The following is a 20,678-nucleotide window of genomic DNA, read 5'->3' on the forward strand; positions in this document are numbered from 1 at the left end:
AGTTAAAGTTTTGCTGCCAATTGTTTGGTCATGTGTTCTCGTGTAGCACGATCAAACACGCCATTAATGTTTAGTTGATTGTAACTGGATTGAAACAGCCTCAAAGCGTTCTCCGTTTTAGGTCCAAAAATACCATCAGATGTCCCTGGATTGTATCCTAATAGTTTAAGTGCATCTTGTAATCGAGTAACGTCATTGCCATAATCTCCATTTTTTAATGTTACCTTAGACAGGGTGAATTTTTGTACAGGCCTTAATCTTCTAAAGCCTAATAACTGGGCCGCAGAATAAGCCGATTGACTAACCATATTGCTTTGGTTTCCACCAAGGGTATATATTCTGGAGTTATCTTGACTATAACCCATAAATAGACCAACGTGTCCTTTATAAGAGTTTGGATCTTCTCTCCAAAAAATAACAATATCTCCCGGCTCTGGATTAATAACAGGTATTCCCACGTTCAACCAAGATCTGGCATTAGCGAGATTAGTAGTTTCTAAACCTGCCTTTAAGGCGACCCAATTCATAAAGACGCTACACCATGGGGTTTCGTCGTCTTTTATTGTACTAAAACCAGCTTCGCTGGCATAGGTTAAAACTCTAGCGCTATGCTGAGGTCCTGGAATTTCTGTAACTCCAATTTCTTTTGTTGCAATTGTTATTATATTATTCATTTTAATTGAGTGTTAAAGTGAAATCAATTACTATAATTACTATTCAAAGGGATTCAAATAAATAGGGGAGAATCTAAATGATTAAATTCACATTTAGAGGTGAGTTGTGCTATAGTCAGTATACCTCTAAAATGTGTTTTAAAGGTCATCATTTTTTACAAAGTGCACAATCCCTAAAAATGGGGATATTAGCGCCTGGTTGTTAAAAAACAAATGCGTAATTGTTTTGTATTGCTTGTATTACGGTAAAACAAGGCACATTAAACTTACAAACAGCCAGGTTCTAAATAAAAAATATCTTAAGTCTAAACAATAGTAAAATAGTATTGTCAAAACAATATTTAGCAAAAGGTTAAGGTATAAAGAAGGGAAAATCGGGCGTATTTTTTGATTTAAGAGATATTGACTGGTAAGGAGAGATTTAAGAAGCGTAATGATTTATTTATATTTCTAAAAAAAAAGTTGTTTAGTTGATTGAAAATCAGTACATTTATGTCTCCTTACTAATTAAGTTTACGTGTACAGTTATAATATTCATCATTTTTTTTAAATCTCCCTAGTTAACCTTTTAATTAACTAATCTATTAAAATTAGAATTAAGACAACTTTGTTTTTATACGAAACATTGTGCTCGATTCAATTTATAATTTTAGTTATAGAATGGGATTTAAAAGCAACAATATTAATCTTCATAATTTTGGTGATCAATCGAACCAGTTCGGTATTTCAGATCTCCTCAAAAGTTGCGATGCTCTCGAAGACCTTCAAATAGCAATCTATGTCCTTAAAAAAGAAAAATTTATATATAGCAATTTAGCACTATCAAAAACTATTGGAAATTATGCCTCCCAAATTCTAAATAAAGGCTGGGATTTTTGGTTTGAAATTATTGGTAAGGATGAGATGGTATCTGTTAAAAACAAAATAGAAATATTTTTTTCAACGCCATACTTCAAAATGCCATATGTGTTAAGGTACCATATAATTAATGAGCATGGTAAAAAAATTTATTTAAAACATGAGATGTCACTATACTACTTAAAAGAGAATGTCTTTGTGTTTAATTATTTTTTTGATATTTCTGATAAAGAAAAAATTGATGATTATTTTAAAAGAGCCAATGATAATAATAACGAGTTGTATATAAAACAAAATCGTATTTCACCCAGAGAGAAAGAAGTATTAAAATTGGTGGCTAATGGGTTTTCTTCTAAACAGATAGCCGACAAGCTTTTTATAAGTAACCATACTGCAATATCGCACCGTAAAAATTTAATTGAAAAGTTTAAAGTTAAAAACACGGCACAACTAATTAACAGAGCGTCGAGAAATATTGAGCTCTAAAACATGGTAAGTTGCTAATCTTTACATTTCAATAATAATAATGACAACCTTTATTATACTGCATGGCAATCCCAATCATTATCACAATAAACAATCTTTCTAAACAGCGAAACTAATAACTTCAGCTAAAAGTTGCCTCTCAAAAACACAGCCAAATATTGAGATGCTTCAATAATAGTTTTATAAAAGCACAGTTTCTAAAAATTAATTTAAGATTTTTGTAAAAATCAGACTTTAGTATGAACAACACTATACAATCAACACACACACCAACCTTTATTTTTACATTACTTTTCTTATTATTCTTAGGTTGCATTGGTCAAATACAGGCTCAGGAACCTGCCAAAGACATTTCAAAAAGTATCTATTTTACGGCTAACATAGGGTTAGAGAACAATACAGGAGCTAAACAAATTCTATCTGCCATTGTAAATGCTTCAAAAGAAGATGATAACGCAACTTTTGTTGCATTAGGAAACAGTACAAGAGAAAATGGGTTTCCAAAAAATGATAAAGACCGAAAAGCAGAAGAGGATTTTCTAAAATCTCAACTTTTAGAACCACTTGCAACCTTTAACGGTCAAGTTATATTTATTCCTGGTAAAAACGAATGGAATAAAGGAGGACACAAAAATATAGACGATTTAGAATCGTACTTACAAGACAATAGCGAAGCAAAATTTTGGCCAAACGATGGTTGCCCAATAGAACGCGAAACCTTAAGCGATGAGGTAGAATTGGTAATGGTAGATACCCAATGGTATCTTGAAGATTGGGATAAACATCCCTATATAAATAACGACTGTGAAATTAAAACAAGAGAGCAGTTTTTTATCGAGTTTAAAGATGAACTAAAAGACGAGCAGAACAAAACCATTATTGTAGCTTTACACCATCCTGTATTAACCGCTACGCGACCAGGTTTGGCTAACAGAATGGGCGGACTCTCTAAGCAAGCCTATTACCATAACGATATGCAATATCTGGTGGGTAGATTAGAAACGCTGGCCAGCCAGTTTAACGATGTTATTTTCGTATCTGGAAGCGATAAAAATTTACAGTTTTTAATGGATGATGGCATTCCGCAGATAATTAGTGGAGCCGTTGGAAAAACTAAAAAAACAAAACCAAACGAAAAGAAAGGATATTTTGGGTCTAACGAACACGGTTATACAAAACTTAATATTTTTAAAGATGGCAGCTCTGAAGTAGAGATTTATACCGTTGCAGGCAACACAACAACCAAAGTATTCTCTAAAGCGATTAGATTAAAAAAAGGAAGTGTTGAAGATTTTGCCTATCATAAAAAAAGTGATTTTGGTAATACCCAAAAAGCCAGTATTTATACGCAGGAGGAAGTAGATAAATCCGGCATATACAAATGGTTTTGGGGAGACCATTACAGAACAATTTATGGTCGTGAGATAGAAGCACCAGTGCTTTTTTTAGAAACCTTACCAAATAACGTTAGAGCCATTACCGAAGGTGGTGGAAACCAATCGAGAAGTCTACGTTTAATAGACGATAACGAAAATGAATTTACTGTAAGAGAACTTAGAAAAAGTGGCGTACGGTTTATTCAATCTAAAATAAAAGATCATTTTGTTTTAGATTACATGGATGAAACGGTTGCCGAAGAGATTGTACAGGATTACTACACAACAGCACAACCGTATGCGCAGTTTGCCATAAACGACCTTTTAGATGCTATTGATATAGCACATGCCAACCCAAGAATAGTATACTTGCCTAAGCAGGAACGATTAGGCAGGTTTAACGAAAATTATGGCGATAAGCTATACATGTTCGAAGAGCATGTTGGCGATGAAAATAAAAACTTTGATACGTTTGGTAATGCAGACGATATTATTAGCACCAAAGACATGTTGCTGGAACTGCAAAACGATAAAGATGCTAAAATTGATGAAGACAGCTATTTAAGAGCACGATTATTCGATATGCTTATTGGTGATTGGGACAGGCACGAAGACCAATGGCGTTGGGCGTTGCACGAGCAAACAGACGGAACAAAATTATACAAACCTATTCCACGAGATCGCGATCAGGCATTTTCAAAGTACGATGGTGTGTTTCCGTTTATACTTAAAGCCGTATCACCATTGGCACGTAACATGCAATCGTATGCACCAGAAATTCAGAATATAAAGACATTTAACAATGCAGTCTATTATTTAGATAAAAACTTTATTAATAGCGCCTCATGGGCAGACTGGAAAAAGCAGGCAGAGAACATACAGAATCAATTAACCGATGCGGTTATAGATGATGCTTTTTCAAACTTGTTAGAAGATACCAAAGGAGAAAGTATCGATAATATTAAAGACATTTTGAAGCAACGACGTAAAAACATGGTAAACATAGCTCAAGATTATTACAACTATTTTAAAGCTCACGAAATTATTGTGGCAACAAATAAGGATAATAAAATAGATGTTTTAAGGCAGCCAAACGGAAAAACTAATATTACCATTTCGCAAAAAGACATTACTATTTTTGAAAACACCTATTCTAAAGAGGAGACTAAAGAAATCTGGATTTATGCTTTAGATGGCGATGATACCATTACAGTATCTGGTGATGGTAGCGATTATATTAAACTAAAAGTTTTTGGTGGCGAAGAAAATGATGTTTATAACATTGAAAACAACTCAGCAATTAAAGTTTACGATTATAAATCGAAAGACAACACCTTTAATGGCGCTGTAAGTAAAAGGCTTACCGATTCTTACGACATAAATAATTATGATCCGCAAAAGCGCAAAACGTCTAATAACGTGTTATTGCCAACTATTGGTTTCGATCCGGACGCAGGCTTAAACGCAGGCATAACAAATACTTACACAACGTATGCGCTACTACGCAATCCGTTTACAACGCAGCATACACTTAACGCATCGTATTATTCGGCTACACAAGGCTATGAGTTTTCTTATAATGGCGAATTTGCCCATGTGTTTTACAATTGGAATTTAGGGTTAGACGCGCGCATTACAAGTGCAAACTATGCCGTTAACTTCTTTGGAGTAGGTAATGAAACGATGTACGATGAGGATGCAGTAGATATGGATTTTAACCGTACCAAAATAAGTCAGTGGCACTTTCAACCCTCTTTAATTTATAAAACAAGCGGGAATGTAAGTGCCCATATTGCAGCACGAGTAGAATCCCATAAAGTTGAAGATTCCGATAATGGTTTCGCCCAAATAGTCTTCAATCCAAATAATGATGTTTTCGAAAACCAAGTGTATGCTGGCGGTGAGGTAGGTATTCATTTTAATAATAAAAAAGGACTCTTAAGTTTACCACGCAGAGGTTTGGAATTAGGTGTTGTAGCAGGTTATAAACAAGCCATCGATTCAGAATTCGATAATAAATTTGCTTATGTTACACCAACAGCATCGTTTATATATCCTATTCACGAAAGCGGTATGGCTACTTTAGCTACAAAGGCACAGGCCAATTTTATTCTGGGTGATGACTATGAGTTTTATCATGCAGCCACTGTTGGTGGTAATACAAGTTTACGAGGCTTTAGAAACGATCGCTTTTTAGGGAAAACGTCGTTTTTTCAAACCACAGATCTTCGCGTTTGCTTTTTAGAAATGCGTACAGGATTTATACCACTGCGTATGGGAGTAACAGGAGGATACGACCTTGGTCGTGTATGGAATGAAAACGAAGACTCTAACAAATGGCATAGCAGTTATGGAGGTTCAATTTTTATAAATGGCTTTCAGGCATTTACGGCAAATATTGGCTATTATACCAGTAACGAAGACAGTCGTATTATTTTTACAGCTGGTTTCCGTTTTTAAACCAGGCACTAATTAAGAATATAAAAAAGGGCAATTCAATTAAACGGATTGCCCTTTTTAATGTTCAAAATGTATTACGTTAAAAATTAAAGTATCTGCATACACCTGTTTTAATGCTTTAAAGTATATTATTCTACAATAAAACTTAAAATACAGAAATTATGACAAAAGATAAAAAACATGCAGATTTTCAAAGTAAATACAGGAAATCTTCAAATTTCGATAAAGTAACTAAGGATGAAAAATTTCAGACAGACGGTAAAGGAAATTTAAAGAAAAAAAGTGATTTAAATGAATTAAGTGCAGAGCAAAAAGATAAAATTGCTAAGTCAATGGATAATATGCACCATGATATAGAAATGATCCCTGGAGCGCCGAGTAATGAAGAAGAATAAACAATTACTTTAAAAGTAGGTTTGGTCTTACTTTACAATAATGCAATTTAATATAAGGCTTAAATTTTTACAACTACATCCTCAGTCTTTACTTTACGCAGTAAGATTAAACCATAGATAAAACACGGTATAACCACAATGGTAAGTATTAAAGCATCTGCCATGCCAACAGTGCTGGCAGTGACGCCATTTGTAGTGTCTAAAAGGTTTTCTTTACGTTCTAATTTATCAAGATTCCCAGCCAAATCAATAAGTGCATGGAGGACAATTAAAGGCCAAAGTTTGTTGGTGCGTAATAATATAGCGCCAAACATGGTCCCAATAAAAGTTGCAAAAAACACTTGAGAAATCTCACCATATAATCCTTTGTCGAATTTTAGTAAATGTAATAATCCAAAAATCATGGCAGCACCAATAACCGAGAAATAAATCCCTTTTTTAGTACGTCCGTATTTGGTTAAAAGCATAGATTGTGTAAAACCACGAAGCATTAATTCTTCCGAAAAGCCTACTGAAATACTCCATGCTACTAATAAAACGTAGTTTAAAACGGTAACACCTTCTAAATTTATATCTTCTGGATAAGGTATATTTAAAATAACCAGATAAAGCGGAAACAATAGTAAAAACCAATTTTTAAATTTAAATTTTTTCCCTAATCCTGCTAAATCAATTAATCTATAACGTTTAATAAGCCATAGCGAGATAATAGCATAAACGGTATTAAAACCTATAATAACGGCGTGTTTAATATCTATGGATGTATAGCCTTGAGTGCCTAAAAAGTCTAAAAGCTCGGTTTTTAAAAAATTAAATGCAAAGAAGCACAGTAAAAAAATAATGATAATTAATGTTGGCTTGGTGAATTGGTTCTTCATTATAATAATTAGTTAGTTGTTAGAAAAAGGCTTCTATTATTATAGACGCTAAAAACTAACAATTGGTTGCCTGAAGTTTTTTTAATAGACTAAGTAGCCTCTATACCTTCAAGACGTTTAAGTTTAGGTTTTGATACAGCATTTCGCAAGAATTTATTTTAATACCCAAACTGAAAAGAAATAAAATATTCTAAAATACACACCTAAAAGCAAATAAAAAAAAGCCTTAACTAATTGTTTAGTAATTAGTTAAGGCTTTGTATTGTGGAGTCGGAGAGAAAGAGTTCGAACTTTTTAGATGAGGATATCAGTTTAATCATCTCAAAATCAAATAGTAAGTTGATTTAGTTTTTAGTGTATAATTTCAATTCTATCAACCGCTTTTAAAAATTTAACTACTGCTTCTGCAAATTCCTTTTGATTCTTTTCTTCATTAATGAAAGTCCAGGCATTTGGAATTCTTGTGTTCATTCTCATAACAACAGTATTGTGATGATCATTCTTTGCTATTCCGTGATTGAAATCGTAGTATTCAGGAAGCTCTTTATCTAATTGTTCTAAATTGGCTAAAGTTGAATTAAAGCGCTCTCTTGCTTTTATGGATACTGCATCTGGTTCATTTAAGTTAGCATCAAAACTTTTATGTGGTGCCTTTATAAAATACCAACATTCATATCTAGTTTCAATACGGTAATCTTTTGCACCAGGATGAATTGAAAAATCTACTCTATATCTATGCTTTGGTTTTTGTATGATGTAAGTCAAGTTTGACTGAACTCGTTTTTGATTGTACTGTAGTTCAATGCCAGATTCTTTAGCTAAAGAAATCAATGACTTTGAAATACGATTATTTAATCCTTTTAAGAAATGTGATTTATGTATTTCTTTAGGTTTTACTTCCTCAATGGTATCATCGTAACTAGTTACTGAAGCAACATCGATTGCATTGCTCATAATATCTCCAACAGATGAATCTTCTGAACTTCCAAGTGCTTCTTTTGCATTGTCTTCAATAAGGGATTTAAGAGTATTAAGCAAACGTGAGATTTGCATTGCTCTAGTGCTTAAGTAATTTTCTCTTTGGCAAAGCTGATAAAGAACCTGTTCCCATTCTTCATCAAAATATTCATTTTTGCTAAGCTGCTCTTTTAACTCGTCATCTAATTTATCTATCTTAAAAGTATCTAGTAACTGTTCATCCCAATTCTCAAAATCTGGATAGCGCTCTAATGCTCTATAAATAAATGGGTAAGAAATTTGAATACTAAAAACACCTATATTAATAAGCTTTTGAAAATCTGATGGTTTATTTTCCTTTTCAACAGCATACATTACATTTTTAACTAAAGACAAACTATTGAGCAGTCGTTTTATGGCTCTAGGATTAGATCCAACTGTTTGCTGACTTACTTCAACTATTGCTTCTAAGGAATTTTGCTGGTAATTCGAATCATCAAAATATCCAATGTTTTTAAGACCTTCACTTATTAGATCATTCACTTTGTATTGACCAACCGGCATTGTAAATGGAAGCTGGATGATTTTTTCAAAAAAGGATCTAAACTCTCTTTCATTTTGAGAAGTCTTTTTTCCAAATTTGGGTTCAAGACCTTTAACTACAACATCATAATCTATGGCTAATATGAAAATGCAATTTTCTAAGTCAAATATGTTTTTGAGTAATTCTAGTATCTGAACAGCAACAGGTGGATTTATCCTATCTAGGTCGTCAATAAAAAACAAGAATCCTTTAGTTTTTTCGTCTTTAGCTACACAGGTATTTATTTGTTCTTGTAATTCTGCATGTAAGTCTCTTAAAGAAGATTGTCCTGCACTTTCTTCCCAAAGCGCATCTACCGCATCACCAGCAATTCCTGCGGTGGCCATATTAGCACCAGTCTTCATCAAGCTCTTTGTTGCTGACATTAAAAAACGAGATGCTTTCTTTTTTAATACCTGCACATTTTGATTCTTATCTTTTTCTAATATAGCTATAACAGAACCTATAACACCTTGGATAATATTAGTCATTGTAGTGTACTCATCACTTAGTAATGAGTATTCCCAAGTGTTCACCCATATAGCTTGAAACGCACCATCTGCATCACATAAATCGTGTCGTACAGAATTCATCAATGATGTTTTTCCGCTTCCCCATTCTCCTTGTATAGCTATGGTTAAAGGTGTTTGCGCTGTATTTATAAAGTTGGTCAAGCCATTTTTGTATGCATCTATTCCTAACTGATCTGGCGAATCTGCTTTTTTTGGAACATCAATGATGCTTGAAGTAATCATTTAGAAAAAGTTCTGCTTAATTTCTTCCCTTTCTTATCATAGGTTTCGGCATAATTACCATCTTGAACAGAAAATGTCTCTCCAGAAGCCCCTATAAATCGATCAAACTTGCAAAACATTCTTTTAAGTTGTTTTAAGTTTTCATCAAAAACTTCAATATAGTTTCCATCCTTTACAAGGACTATACTATCTGAATGCCCCATCAGTTCTCCCTTATTATACGACCTTTTCAACTTCTTTCCTTTGGCGTCATATACTTCTATATAATTACCATCTTTTTGCACTCTTGCTATCATTTATGATTTGTGGTTAGTTATTAAAATATTTCATTTTACAAAATAAGAATTTTATATCGCCATTTTGTGTCGTTTTATTTTTAAATTTATATCGACATACTTTGGCGAAGTGCATTTATATATTTGAAACATAACAAAATGGCAAATTATAAACTATTGAAACGACTGTCCTGCATAATGCATCTTGTCACTAGCAAGCGAGGGATTTCAAAGATTGAAATGATTGAGAGATTGTTTACTGACTTTGATATTGATACTACTCCTAGAACGCTGGAAAGAGACTTGAAAAATTTGAAGGATGATTTTGGCATTGAGATAAATTATAGTAGATCAATTCGAGGCTATGTGTTAGAAGAGGATGAAGGTCAAATAAGTAGCTTTCTGAAATTTGCTGAATTTTCCTCTCTTGCAGAAATGTATGAAGAAGGGATCAAGGACTATAAATCTTTCAATAAGTATATCATTCCTGATGATAGCTCAGACTTTACGGGTCTTCATAATATGGCACGAATTATAAAAGGAATTACGCTTTCGCGAAAGCTAATTTTCACCAAAGAGAATTATTATAAAGAAACAAAAAAACTCTATAAAGTAACTCCTTTGAGATTGAAGGAGTACTTAAATAGATGGTATTTAATTGCTGTTCCTGAAGGAGAAAAGGAAATAAGAAATTTTGGAGTGGATAGGATATCAGATTTAAAATTGACAGAAGAAAGTAGTGTAACCTCAAATGATTTTGAAACACAGATTGAACTCTATGAAGATATCGTTGGTCTTAATTATAATGAATCAGAAAAAGTTGAGAAGGTCATATTAAGTGCAGACAACAAGCAGTTGAAGTATTTAAGAAGTCTACCACTTCACAAGTCACAAGTTTGTGTAGACGGTGAAGATGGGAAATGGGGACAGGCAATCTTTCATATAAAGCCTAATTACGAGTTTGAAACACAAGTGCTAAAAATGGCTGGAATGGTAGCTATTAAGGAACCTAAATGGTTACGTATAAAAATGAAAAATCATATAGATAGTATGCAAAGGCTATACACAGATTAAAACATTAAGAATAAGTATGCTAAAAATAAAGCAAGGACAAAAACTAGGAAACTTTTTAAACAACAATGAGGACAATCTAACCTTTAATGTGTTTACCAGACTTCTATATCTTAAAGAAGACTTTTTTATAGAGATATTGAAAAATGCTTTTGGGATAAAGTATGAACTCAAAAGTCTTAATTCGGTTACTTTTTGGCCGAGTTGGAATGCTTTAAACACAAACAATAATAAGAGAGTAATTCCGGATCTATTTATAAGATGCGAGCATTACGATATTATAATTGAAGCTAAGCGCTATGACTTAGGACAACAATATTATGGGCAGTGGGAAAATCAAATAAATGCCTACCAGAATGAGTATAGAAAGGATAATAAAAAGCTTATTTATATCCCTTTAGGTGGAATGAGTTACAGTAAATTCAATAATGCTGAAGCTGATATGTATCAGTCCTATTGGTTTCAATTAGCAAACGCTTGTGAGCTATCATTAGGTGAACTATCTGATAATGATAATAGCACGTCTAAAATCCTAGTTGATGTATTGAGAATATTAGCTTTTTATGGTCATACATCACTTAAAACACTTGGTTCATTACCCCAAACAAAGATTACAACAACACCTAATTATTTTATAAATGACTAGAGAGAAAACACAAGAAGCGCTTGAAGATGTCAGAAAGGCATATAGATTAATATTTGCTTATCAAAGACGCATCCTTGATTCAATAAGACTACTTACTCAAGAATATGAGGTGCTATATGGAGGTCCTAAATTTGCAGGACGTCCTAAATTTAAACGTTTTGAGTTTGACAGGTGGAGTTGGGATTATTTACCGCTTTACCAGGCAATATTTAAGTTCAGAATTAATGCAGAATTTGAGTTGTCTATCTATATAAATGCAGATAATGGTTTCTTCTTGAACGATAGAGGTAATCATCTTGATAGAACTAACCTAGATAGATTTGAAGATACTGAAAATTGCGATTCATATATCACTTTAATTGTTGCTAACGAGCACTTCGACCACGAGCAAAGAATTGCGTTAAATAACAAGTTTATTACCAACAAATTAGCGAATAATGAATTGAGTAACGAACATTTTATAGCCAAACGATATGACTTAACTGATTTGATAGATGTGCAGTCTATAAAAGCTGTAAGAGCAAATTTTAAAAGTTATTGCTTTAGTGTAAACCCTAACATTAAAATATTTTCTTAATGTCAAAACCACGCTACCTTACTAAATCCAGATTTAAGTTGGCTCTCGATTGTCCAACAAAGTTATTCTACACTAGAAAGAAGGAGTACGAAAACTCAAGTGAAACGGACACTTTCTTGGAAGCACTAGCACAAGGTGGATTTCAAGTGGAAGAGTTAGCTAGAATGGAATATCCAAATGGCGTTGCTATTTTGGGAGAAGATTGGAATTATCAAAAATTAGCTGATCGGACAAGTGAACTATTACAAAACGAAAATGTAGTCATATTTGAAGCTGCGTTTTTATTTGAAGGTTTATTTATCAGAACAGATATTCTTGTAAAGCGAGGCAATAACATAAAGTTGATAGAAGTGAAAGCTAAATCTATTGATAGTGTTCATCACGATAGCTTTATCAGTTCAAGAGGTAATTTAGGTTGGGCAGACTTCTTATATGATGTCTCATTTCAGAAATATGTAATACAACAATGTCAACCTGAATGGATAATCACACCATATCTTAACCTCGTAGACAAATCAAAGAAAACAACTGTCAACGGTTTAAATCAACATTTTAAAATAGTTCAAAATAGTGAAATGCGTACAGGCATTATTACAACACCTGGACTCACAAAAACACAAATAGGAGACTCTATTCTTTGTGACATTAATGTAGATGCAGAAGTACAAATGATTCAAAACGAAAATCCACTTTTTGAAACGCAATCTTTTGAAGATTGCATTCTGTTTTTTAGAGATAACTACAAAAATGATATTCGTCTAGAGACACCAATTGGTAAACATTGTAAAGGTTGTGAATTTAGAGTTGACGATGACAGCTCAGAAAACAAAAGTGGTTTTCACGAATGTTGGAGTAATCAGTTATCGCTTTCGCGAAAGCGTATATCAGAACCTAAAAGTTTTGATGTTTGGAACTTTAGAGGTAGTGGCAAATTATTTGACCAAGGCATTGTCTTTATGGATCAAATAGAATTAGAACACATCGATATACAATTAGAGGCTGATGCTATAAGTAATTCTGAAAGACGCTGGTTACAAATTGAAAAATATAAACAAGGAGACAATACACCACACGTTGAGTTAAATGGACTTCGCAATGAGATTAATAGGTGGAAGTTTCCGTTAAACTTTATCGATTTTGAAACTACAGCAGTTGCTATACCTTTTACTGCAGGAAGAAAACCGTATGAGCAATTAGCCTTTCAGTATAGCCATCATATTGTTTTTGAAGATGGTAAAGTTGAGCATTTTTCAGAACATCTAGACACAAGGATTGGTCATTTTCCAAACTTTGATTTTGTTAGAGCCTTGAGGGATTCTCTATCTAAAAACGAGGGATCAATTTTTAGGTATCATAATCACGAAAACACGATACTTAATAAAATCTATGGACAGTTATTAAAATCATCTGAAAAGGATAAAGACGACCTCATTTCATTTATCGAGTCCATTAGTCATAATACAGGAAGCTCAGCAAAAACTTGGAATGGAGCAAGAGATATGATTGATTTACATCAAGTAGTAAAAAACTATTACTTCCACCCAGAGATGAACGGAAGCTTATCTATAAAAGCTGTTCTTCCTGCGGTCTTAAATGCTAGTGAAGTCATAAAGGAAAAATATATAAAGCCAATAAGTGATATCAACTTAACCTCTAAAAACTTCCCTCAAGATTACGTGTTTCTTCAGTTTGAAAATGAAAAAGCAATAAGTCCATATAAAGCCTTACCATCTGTTTATGAAAACTGGTCTCAAGAACAATTAGATAATGCATTAGCAAACATAGGGGATATTGCAGATGGAGGAACTGCTCTAACAGCTTATGCAAAATTACAGTTTGAAGATGTAACTCAAGAAGAACGTGATGCACTTGAAAGTGCGTTACTTAGATACTGCGAGCTAGATACGCTTGCAATGGTAATGATATATGAGCATTTTAAAGAATTAATATAAATGTCTGAAATAGAAAACATAAAAAATATATTGAAAGATTCACCTAGTGTGAACCTTCTTAAGTTGCGTAATCCAGATATCGTAATAGCATTTTTATATAGCGCATTCAACCAAGATAGAAACTCAATCCTATCTGATGACTTGCATAGACGACTTGAGGACTATTTAGACCATTTTGAAGTTGATTTAGAGGATGAGAATGAAATACAACAAGCGTTTGACACTAATGAGGTGAAAGCTAAAAGATTAATCAAAAAGTGGGCAGACAACGGTTTTCTGAGTAATTACTACAACGATAATGGGGATATTGTTTTTCAGTTATCACCTTATACAATCAAAACAATTAATTGGCTAGAAACTCTAAAGAAAAAAGAGTTTGTAGGTGCCGATTCCAAGTTCAAGGACATATTTAATCAATTGCAGGTTTTAGTAGAAAACACGGATGAGGATGTCAAAAAAAGGATTAAAAGTCTCGAAGGGAAAAAAGCAAAACTGGACGATCAAATTCAAGATTTGAAAATGGGTAAAGAAGTTGAGACTTTGGATGATTTTCAAATAATACCAATGTTTGACAGGCTTAACAGTACTGCCAGAGAATTACTTTCAGATTTTAAGGAAGTAGAAGATAATTTTAAAAAAATCACAAATGAAATCTATCAAAAACACCTTGACCAATCCTTGTCTAAAAGCGACGTTCTTGATTTTACTTTTGATGCTCTAGATAGACTAAAAGCAAGTCATCAAGGCAAAAGCTTTTATGCTTTTTGGGAGTTCTTAATGGATCGCTCACTTCAAGAGCAATGGAAAGAACTTACTGAAGAGTTATACCTTAAACTGGACGAAAAAGGGATAAAGAACGATGATACTTTTTTAAAGGGAATAAAACGATATCTATTTAAGTCAGGAAAAAAAGTTTATGAAGCAAATGATAAAATGGCTGAGAAGTTAAGCCGAATAATAAGAGAAGGAAATGCAGTTGATAAAGTAATAATTAAAAATTTAATTCAAGATATTAAGAAGTGCCTATCTATTATTAGTCAAGATAGAATTCGACCTGATTTATCAATAGAACTAGAAACAGGAATTGTGTTTAATATCCCTTTTGAAAAGAAATTAACCTTTGAAAAAAAGGAGAATCATACGTATCAAACAAAACCTAAAAGGGCTGATAATGACTACTCACAAGCAGATGACTTTAAAGATGTAGTTACTAGGAAAACGATAAATAAAATCAAGCTCAAGTCAAACATCAAAGATGTTTTAAAGAATACCAATCAAACAACACTTACAGAAGTCATAAACAAGAGTGGAGGAATTTCAGAAGGACTTCCAGAGCTGTTCGGATATTTTGATGTTCTACAAGACTTCTCTCACGAGTTTAATGATGACCAAATGCAGACAGTATTCTTTGATACCAAAAAAAGCAAATCGATACAAATACCAAAAATACTAATTATAAAATGAGTTTAATAGAAAAGATACAACCTTATTCAAAAGCAGTTGTAAGACTGCTTAAAGGGACAGTAAATAAAAAAGACAGCGTCTGGGGAGATGTTATACTTTACAAAAAAGAGATTGCAGATTATATAAACATAATTGGACTAGAACTAATCATTCAAGAAGAAGATGGTTACGCCTTTGTCAAACAATTTATTATTGACGAAGATGATAATACTCTTGGACTAGTAAATCGAAGAGCTATTGGATTTGAAGTTTCTGTTGTTTTAGTCATTCTTAGACAGATGCTAGAGGAGTTTGAAAACAATCCAATAGAAATTCAATCAACGACTAAGTATGTTCTTAAAGAAGACCTTAAAGCTGAAATTGAACGCTTTCTTCCACAAAAATATAACACTGTACAATTTTTAAAAGACCTCGATGCTCATATTAATAAGATTATAGATTTAAAATATTTAAAAGAAGTTAGTGAAAACGATGAGGAACCAAAATATATTATTCATAAAATCATTAAAGACAAGGTTTCCCTTGATGTATTAAATGATTTCAAAAATCAATTAGAAGCTTATGTCGAGTCTATTTAGCACAGTATCTAGTGAAGCTGGATTTAGGCTTCAGTATATGGAAATTCTTAATTGGGGAACTTTTGATGAGAACGTTTTTAGAATAGATCCCGAAGGAAACAATTCGTTACTTACTGGAGCAAATGGCTCTGGAAAAACCACATTTATAGATGCGCTACTTACGTTAATAGTACCTCTTAAGAACAGTCGTTTTTACAACCAATCTTCCGGTGTAGAGAAAAAAGGAGATCGTACAGAACGTAGTTATGTATTAGGTCATTATGGAGATATTCAAAAAGACGGAGAGCTAAGTACTACAACTCAAAGTTTAAGAGATACTAGTTGCTATTCCATATTACTAGCAAATTTTAAAAACACAGATGGTAAAACCATTACGCTATTTCAAGTAAGATGGTTTTCTGGCAATGAAATGAAGAGAAGCTTCGGTCTAGCTTATCAACCACTTGAAATAGAGAAAGATTTCGCAATGTTTGACGGTGGTGGTGTATGGAAAAAGCTTTTAGAAACAAAGTACAACCAAAATAGTACTAGACGAAAGCTTGAGTTTTTTGATGGCCCAACCAAATATGCAGAACGCATTACTAAACTCTTTGGGATGCGCTCAGTTAAAGCACTTAATCTGTTTAACCAATTAGTAGGAATTAAAGTACTTGGAGATCTCGATGCATTCATTAGAAATGAAATGTTAGAATCCAAAGATGCAGAAGATGAGTATAAAACTTTGGACGAGAGTTTTGCAACCTTAATGAGCGCAAAGCGAAATATTGAAAAAGCGCAAGAGCAAATAGAACAATTAGAACCAATTAATGAGCTAGCTAATCAATTAAATTCAGAAAAAGAAAACCTAAAAGAGCTTGAATATAACAGAGATATAGCACTTTATTGGTTTGCAGAAAAAGGAAAAATACTATCTGAAATTGAAAAAAACAGATTAAACGAGGATATTAAAAAGAGTACTTCTAGAATTAATGAATTAGAAGTTGAACAAAAAGATTTACAATCTAAATTCAATAAAGTAGACCTTCAGATTCAGAATGATGAAGTTGGTAAACAAGTCGAAGATTTAAAAACAGAAAAAGCTCAAACAGATGTTGAAACAGCAAATAGAAAAAACAAATTAAAGTCATACAATAATATAGCTTCAGCTGTTCAATTAGATAAAGATCCATCTAAGAAGATATTTGAAAACTCTATAAAAGAGGCTGAACAAAACATTATAGACATAGCGAATCAACGTCCAATTCAAGAGCAGATTTTTTACAATTTAAAGACAGAAATCGAAACAAAAGGAAAGTTCATAGATGATAGTGTTGAAACTGTAAAGAATCTTAGAAATAACGGAAACAACATAACGGGTCGCGTTTCAGAAATAAGAAACGAATTAATTGAGGCAATTGGCGCTAGCAAAGAAGACATTCCTTTCGTTGGAGAATTAATTGCTATTAAAGACACTGAAACTACTTGGGAACTGGCAATTGAGAAAGCATTACACAGTTTCGGTCTCAAACTACTAGTGCCAGATGAATACTACGAAGCAGTCAATAAGTACGTCAACAAGACCAAGCTGAATGGTAGGATATCATACGAACGTATTCGCTCTTCTTTTTCTATCAAAAACCTTTCACAACAAGATTATGATAATAACTATTTAGTAAGTAAACTAAATTTTAAAACCTCAAGTCGCTATCAAGAATGGGTAGAGCAAAATGTTACAACGCGGTTCAATTTTTTATGTACCGACGATATGTCCGCTTTCGCGAAAGCAGAAAAAGCTATTACCTCAAAAGGGCTTACAAAATATGGTAAAGGCAGACACCAAAAGGACGATAGAAAACGAGCTTTGTCAAAAGAAAATTATGTTTTAGGATGGGACAACACTGCTAAAATAAGTTTCTTGAGAACACAAGTTCAAAAATTAAGAGAAGAGAAAGAGATATTAGAATCTCAGTACGATTCTGTTGAAGAGAAATTAACTAAATTAGACACTAAGAGAGATAACTTAAGAGAACTTATTACATTATTTCCATCATTTGACATCATAGACTGGAGTGCGTCAGCTAAAAACTCAGAAGCGCTTAAAAAGCGAATCGAAGATCTAAAAAAATCGAATGATAAGATTAAAGCTTTGGAGAAAGAAAAAGATATTCTTGAAGGCAAATTAAGTGAGAATAGCAATGAACGTGACCAAATACTAAAACGAATTGGTAAAACTGAAGCTAATATAGAAGACGCTAACAAAATCTATGATGAAAACTCTATATTGTTAGAGTCAATACCTACCCATCAAATTGACATCTCTAATTTTGGCTCAGATGATGATAGCTTAAGGAATATTTCTTACATCAATTTTGCGTCTACAAAAACAGCTTTCCAAAAAGAGAACATTACTCATATAGACAAGTTAACAAATTCTATCGGTAAACTAAAAACTTCACTTGAAAACAAGATGAGAGTGTTTAAGCATCCAACAGAAAAGACAAGGTTACGTTTCCCTTCTTGGGAATCTGATGCAAGTAGTTTGAGTTTAAATGTTGATTTAGTTTCTGCTTTTCAAGAAAAATATGTATTACTTAAAGAAGAAGCGCTACCTGATTATAAAAAGCGCTTTGATAGTTATCTAGAAGAGACTTTAACCAATAAAGTTGGCGAATTTAATGAGTTTTTTGATTCTTGGTCTGATGAAATCAAAGAGAATGTATCTGCCCTAAATGACTCATTAAGACAAATAGATTTTGAAAAGGTACCTCAAACAACTTACATTCAACTAGTAGCAAAGCCTAAAAAAAACGACTTGATAGCAGAGTTCAAAGAGTATCTAATAAAAGCTATCCCAAATTTTAAAGAAATGCATAGTAATATAGATGGGCAAAGAGTTCATTTTGAAAATGCAATTGAACCATTTATTAAAAAGCTTCGTGATTTTGAATGGCGAAGTAAAGTAATGGATGTAAGAACTTGGTATGAATATAAAGCTGAAGAGTTTTATAAAGAAGATGATTCTAAAAAGAAAACCTATGAAGGAATGGGACAGCTTTCTGGAGGAGAAAAAGCGCAGTTAACATATACTGTTCTTGGCTCTGCAATAGCATACCAGTTTGGCTTAACCAAAACAGGAACCGAAAGTGATTCTTTTAGATTTATAGCTATTGACGAAGCGTTTAAAGCTCAAGATAGTAAGAAGGCTAACTACTTAATAGATCTTTGTAAACAGTTACACTTGCAGTTGCTAGTTGTCACACCTAGTGACAATATTGATATCGTTGAAGATCATATATCATTTGTACATTTTGCATCTCGTAAAAATGACCGAAATAGTTGGCTATATGATATGACTATAGAGCAATTTCGAGAAGAACGTGAAAAATATGTTGCTGAAGAAATATGATAACACCAGAAGAGATTTTAAAAAAAGCTAATAGAAAATACACCTCTTATTTACAGAGTAAGATAACTGATGATGTGTTTTTCCCATTAATTATACCTGGAAACAAGATACCAAGTAAGAGCACTTTAAATTACAGTGAGGAAATCAAAATACTTTACCTAGATTCTAAGGAAAATAAAGGATATGGTTATGAGATTACTTATGCTGAAAAACGAAAAAAGGGATTAGGGTTACAGAGCTTACCGACACTGTTTACGTTTACTAATGAAACCGACTATTTAAAATATCTAGGAAAGCAAAAAGAGGTGGATTTATTCCATAGGTTTTGTGATAGCACCTTCACATTTTTTCCACAATTAAAAGATGTGATTTATAAGAAACCAGGCATTTTGCTCAAGAACCTAAGTAATTGGGAAGACCTTTTAAAGGTTTGTACATATTTCAAAAACAATCCTAGACCTAACCTTTACATAAGAGAATTACCAATTAAAGTTCATACTAAGTTTGTAGAGAAAAATCAAGCAGCTCTTACAATTCTACTTGAAGCTATTTTAATTCCAAGCGATGTTTCTTCAGAAAAGAGATTTGAGAAAAAGTTCGGTCTTAAATGTGCCGAACCTATGATACGTTTTAAAATCTTAGATCAAGATGTTGCAGACACTTCATTTTCTGGCGTTAATGATGTGGCTTTACCAATAAGTAACTTCAAACAACTTAATTTAGATGTTTCAAAGGTAGTTATTGTGGAAAACAAAACCTCTCTATACACTGCGCTAACACTTCCAAATATGCATAAAACTATCGCGATATTTGGACAGGGATTTGGAGTGTCTAGTCTTAAAGGAATCGACTGGTTGAAAACAAAAGAGGTATTGTATTGGGGAGATTTTGATGCGCACGGTTTTGAGATTCTATCACAAGTAAGAGGTTATTACCCACAAACTAAAAGTGTTTTGATGGACAAGATGACCTTTGATGTGTTCTTCGAAAATGACAAAGGAGCTGGGTCTAAAGTTTCTCAATTAGATAATCTCACGGAAGCTGAAATTGAATTACATAGATTCTTACTAGAGAATAACTATAGGTTGGAGCAAGAGAAAATACCTAATGACTATGTTATCAAACACTTTATTTCGTAGTTGCTTAAAAGGTGTATTTTGTAATATATTATAAAATAAATAATATATTGTGTTATTGAATTAATTTTACTTTAGTAACCTATTGGTTTTTAGCACTTCTATTTTGTGGTATTTAATTGGCTTATTAGCTTATTAAATATCGTAAAATGAAAATACTAAACTACCAATT

General features: G+C 32.8%; 15 protein-coding genes. 11 read left to right on the top strand and 4 right to left on the bottom strand.

What is annotated here, in order from left to right; all coding sequences use genetic code 11:
- Positions 1-2: 2 nt before the first annotated feature.
- Positions 3-674 (bottom strand): C40 family peptidase, encoded by a 672-nt coding sequence (locus tag ACVC43_RS05920; protein WP_452223653.1) that lies wholly within the window; start codon positions 672-674, stop codon positions 3-5.
- Between the two features lie 660 nt (positions 675-1,334).
- On the opposite strand from ACVC43_RS05920, the gene ACVC43_RS05925 reads away from it, so the two are divergent.
- From ACVC43_RS05925 to ACVC43_RS05935, 3 genes are all read left to right on the top strand, one after another.
- Positions 1,335-2,018 (top strand): response regulator transcription factor, encoded by a 684-nt coding sequence (locus tag ACVC43_RS05925; protein WP_452223654.1) that lies wholly within the window; start codon positions 1,335-1,337, stop codon positions 2,016-2,018.
- A gap of 239 nt (positions 2,019-2,257) precedes the next feature.
- Entirely contained in the window at positions 2,258-5,854 is a 3,597-nt protein-coding gene (locus ACVC43_RS05930) for a metallophosphatase (RefSeq protein WP_452223655.1), read from the top strand.
- Between the two features lie 161 nt (positions 5,855-6,015).
- Complete coding sequence (locus ACVC43_RS05935; protein WP_452223656.1) at positions 6,016-6,249, top strand: hypothetical protein; 234 nt, start codon at positions 6,016-6,018, stop codon at positions 6,247-6,249.
- Between the two features lie 59 nt (positions 6,250-6,308).
- Here ACVC43_RS05935 and ACVC43_RS05940 read toward each other — a convergent pair whose 3' ends face one another.
- The 3 genes from ACVC43_RS05940 to ACVC43_RS05950 all read right to left on the bottom strand — a co-directional run bounded on the left by ACVC43_RS05940 (position 6,309) and on the right by ACVC43_RS05950 (position 9,718).
- Positions 6,309-7,127: a CPBP family intramembrane glutamic endopeptidase gene (locus ACVC43_RS05940; RefSeq protein ID WP_452223657.1), complete on the bottom strand. Its 819-nt coding sequence runs from the start codon at positions 7,125-7,127 to the stop codon at positions 6,309-6,311.
- A 351-nt stretch (positions 7,128-7,478) separates the two neighbouring features.
- Complete coding sequence (locus ACVC43_RS05945) at positions 7,479-9,422, bottom strand: KAP family P-loop NTPase fold protein (protein WP_452223658.1); 1,944 nt, start codon at positions 9,420-9,422, stop codon at positions 7,479-7,481.
- Positions 9,419-9,718 (bottom strand): hypothetical protein, encoded by a 300-nt coding sequence (locus ACVC43_RS05950; RefSeq protein WP_452223659.1) that lies wholly within the window; start codon positions 9,716-9,718, stop codon positions 9,419-9,421. Before ACVC43_RS05950 ends, ACVC43_RS05945 begins: the two co-directional genes overlap by 4 nt.
- 138 nt (positions 9,719-9,856) lie before the next feature.
- On the opposite strand from ACVC43_RS05950, the gene ACVC43_RS05955 reads away from it, so the two are divergent.
- From ACVC43_RS05955 to ACVC43_RS05990, 8 genes are read left to right on the top strand one after another with little or no spacing between them, the layout of a single operon-like run.
- On the top strand, positions 9,857-10,771 hold the full coding sequence (locus ACVC43_RS05955) for a helix-turn-helix transcriptional regulator (RefSeq protein ID WP_452223660.1): 915 nt from the start codon (positions 9,857-9,859) through the stop codon (positions 10,769-10,771).
- Between the two features lie 16 nt (positions 10,772-10,787).
- Positions 10,788-11,414 (top strand): hypothetical protein, encoded by a 627-nt coding sequence (locus ACVC43_RS05960; RefSeq protein WP_452223661.1) that lies wholly within the window; start codon positions 10,788-10,790, stop codon positions 11,412-11,414.
- Complete coding sequence (locus tag ACVC43_RS05965) at positions 11,407-11,991, top strand: hypothetical protein (protein WP_452223662.1); 585 nt, start codon at positions 11,407-11,409, stop codon at positions 11,989-11,991. The genes ACVC43_RS05960 and ACVC43_RS05965 overlap by 8 nt, the downstream gene beginning before the upstream one ends.
- On the top strand, positions 11,991-13,943 hold the full coding sequence (locus ACVC43_RS05970) for a DUF2779 domain-containing protein (protein ID WP_452223663.1): 1,953 nt from the start codon (positions 11,991-11,993) through the stop codon (positions 13,941-13,943). Before ACVC43_RS05965 ends, ACVC43_RS05970 begins: the two co-directional genes overlap by 1 nt.
- Positions 13,944-15,407 carry a DUF3375 domain-containing protein gene (locus ACVC43_RS05975; protein WP_452223664.1) on the top strand — a complete coding sequence of 488 codons (1,464 nt, stop codon included), beginning with the start codon at positions 13,944-13,946 and terminating at the stop codon, positions 15,405-15,407.
- On the top strand, positions 15,404-15,985 hold the full coding sequence (locus ACVC43_RS05980; protein WP_452223665.1) for a DUF4194 domain-containing protein: 582 nt from the start codon (positions 15,404-15,406) through the stop codon (positions 15,983-15,985). The genes ACVC43_RS05975 and ACVC43_RS05980 overlap by 4 nt, the downstream gene beginning before the upstream one ends.
- Positions 15,969-19,370, top strand: a complete 3,402-nt coding sequence (locus tag ACVC43_RS05985) for an ATP-binding protein (RefSeq protein WP_452223666.1) — start codon at positions 15,969-15,971, stop codon at positions 19,368-19,370. The genes ACVC43_RS05980 and ACVC43_RS05985 overlap by 17 nt, the downstream gene beginning before the upstream one ends.
- A complete protein-coding gene (locus tag ACVC43_RS05990) occupies positions 19,367-20,509 on the top strand; it encodes a Wadjet anti-phage system protein JetD domain-containing protein (RefSeq protein WP_452223667.1) in 1,143 nt (380 codons plus the stop codon). Before ACVC43_RS05985 ends, ACVC43_RS05990 begins: the two co-directional genes overlap by 4 nt.
- The last annotated feature ends 169 nt before the right edge of the window (positions 20,510-20,678 follow it).

The organism is Lacinutrix chionoecetis, assembly GCF_053604665.1.